This window comes from Diaphorobacter oryzae DSM 22780, assembly GCF_059568935.1.
Genome location: NZ_JCANUL010000029.1, coordinates 1 through 2,436 on the forward strand (window position 1 = coordinate 1; position 2,436 = coordinate 2,436).

3 protein-coding genes are annotated in these 2,436 nt (G+C 64.8%); all 3 read left to right on the top strand.

All coding sequences use genetic code 11. The features are described from left to right. The first annotated feature begins 58 nt into the window (after window positions 1–58). The 3 genes from tnpA (at window position 59) to tnpC (ending at window position 2,384) form a co-directional block, all read left to right on the top strand. A complete protein-coding gene (gene tnpA, locus BP68_RS19160; RefSeq protein WP_496374758.1) occupies window positions 59–454 on the top strand; it encodes an IS66-like element accessory protein TnpA in 396 nt (131 codons plus the stop codon). Continuing rightward, on the top strand, window positions 451–783 hold the full coding sequence (gene tnpB, locus BP68_RS19165) for an IS66 family insertion sequence element accessory protein TnpB (protein ID WP_496374760.1): 333 nt from the start codon (window positions 451–453) through the stop codon (window positions 781–783). Before tnpA ends, tnpB begins: the two co-directional genes overlap by 4 nt. An 80-nt stretch (window positions 784–863) precedes the next feature. Next, window positions 864–2,384, top strand: coding sequence for an IS66 family transposase (tnpC, locus tag BP68_RS19170; protein WP_496374762.1), 1,521 nt, complete (start codon window positions 864–866; stop codon window positions 2,382–2,384). The last annotated feature ends 52 nt before the right edge of the window (window positions 2,385–2,436 follow it).

Below are 2,436 nucleotides of genomic sequence, written 5' to 3' on the forward strand. Positions count from 1 at the left end.
GTATGCGCGCGGTGAACCCATCTTGATATAGCCCGTTCGAGCAGGCATGGTGTGCACGATGGAGATCATGCACACTATGTCGAGCGAGGCGATCGCCCCAAATCCCAAGCGGCGCTTTTACAGTCCAGAACTCAAGGCCCAGGTCGTAACGCAGTGCCGGGCGAACGGAGCGTCGATTGCGGCTGTGGCTCTGGCCCATGGCATCAACGCCAACATCGTCCATCGCTGGCTGCGCGAGCACGCTGCGCCACCCGCTCCCAAACCCATCAATCCGTTCATCCCTCTGAGCCTCTCTGCGCCCGAGGTTGAGGACGCTGCACCTGTTCACGCGGCGGGCAGTCCCACTTCGGATATTCGCGTCGAGATACGGCGCGGCACAGGCGTGATCACGGTGAGCTGGCCCATCGAGGCGTCGTCATCCTGCGCGGAATGGCTGAGGGATTTCCTTCGGTGATCCGCATCGACGCCGCCTGGTTGGCCACCACCCCGCTGGACATGCGCGCTGGCACCGATACGGCACTCGCCCGGGTCATTGCCGTCTTCGGCGCCGCCCATCCCCATCATGCCTACCTATTCGCGAACAAACGCGCCAATCGCATCAAGATCCTGGTGCACGACGGCATCGGTATCTGGCTGGCTGCGCGTCGGCTGCACCAGGGCAAGTTCATCTGGCCCCTGGCCGGTGGCGCCAATCTTCAATTGCAGCGCCAGCAGCTCGATGCGCTGGTCATGGGCCTGCCCTGGCAACGCCTGGCCGACGGTGGCGTCATCACCGTGGTCTGACTCTCCGGCAGCGACGGGCACTTGCCAATTGGTGCATGCGCCAATAGTGCACGTGTGTCGGTGCTGGCACAGTGACGGTCATGGTGGTGGAGCCGCAATCCTTGGAAGGTCTGAGCGCCGATCAGTTGCGCGAGATGGCGGCCCGCCTGATGACCCAGCTGCGCCACCAGGGCGCCTTGCTGGAGAAGCTCACCCACGAGAACGCGCTGCTCAAGCGCATGAAGTTTGCCGCCCAGTCTGAGCGATTCAACCCCGAGCAAAAGAGCCTGCTGGAAGACGAGATCGAGGCCGACCTGGCGGCCGTGGCCAGCGAGATCGACGCGCTGCAGCAGGGGCACACGGCGGCGTCACCACAAGAGAAGAGGCAGCCCAAGCGTTTGCCGCTGCCCGCGAACCTGCCCCGGCGTGAGATCCGCCACGAGCCTGAATCCAGCACCTGCCGATGCGGCTGCCAGATGAAGCGCATTGGCGAGGACGTGGCCGAGAAGCTGGACTACGTACCCGGGGTGTTCAGCGTGGAGCGCCATATACGTGGCAAATGGGCGTGTGCCCAGTGCGAAACCATCGTCCAGGCGCCGGTGGCCGCTCACATCATCGACAAGGGCATCCCCACCACCGGGCTGCTGGCCCAGGTGCTGGTGGCCAAGTACGCCGACCACCAACCCCTGTACCGCCAGGAAGCGATCTTTGGGCGCGCCGGCCTGGCCATCCCGAGATCGACCCTGGCACAGTGGGTGGGCACCTGCGGGGTGCGGCTGCAGCCACTGGTGGATGCGCTCAAGGCCCAGATGCTCCAGCACCGCGTGCTGCATGCCGACGAGACGCCGGTGCAGATGCTCAAGCCCGGCAACGGCAAGACGCACCGGGCTTACCTCTGGGCCTACGCCCCGGGGGCTTTCGAGGACATGAAGGCCGTGGTCTACGACTTCTGCGAGTCGCGTGCCGGTGACCATGCGCGGGCCTTCCTGGGCGACTGGAGGGGTAGTCTGACCTGCGACGACTTCAGCGGCTACAAGGCGTTGATCGCCAGTGGGGTCACCGAGGTGGGCTGCCTCGCCCATGCACGGCGCAAGTTCTTCGACCTGCACGCGGCCAACAAGAGTCAGATTGCCGAATTCGCACTGGAGCAGTTTGCCAAGGTCTATGCCGTCGAACGTGAGGCCAAAGAGATCAGCGCCGACGAGCGCAAGGCGATTCGCCAGCACCACACCCAGCCGATGCTCGATGCGCTGCACGAGTGGATGCTGCTGCAGCGCCAGAAGGTGCCCGAGGGTTCGGCGACGGCCAAGGCGCTGGACTACAGCCTGCGCCGCTGGGTGGCTCTTACCCGGTTCGTCGATGACGGGCAGCTGCCGATTGACAACAACTGGATCGAGAACCAGATCCGGCCCATCGCTCTCGGAAGATCGAACTGGCTGTTTGCCGGGAGCCTGCGCGCTGGTCAGCGGGCGGCAGCCGTCATGAGCCTGATCCAGTCAGCGCGCATGAACGGGCACGATCCCTACGCCTACCTCAAGGACGTCCTCACACGGCTGCCCACGCACAAGGCCAGTCAGATCGAGGAACTGCTACCGCATCGCTGGAAGCCCGACGCCATCTGATCTTCAGCCACGGCCGCCGACAGCGGTCAACATGGGTTCGCCGCGCGCATAC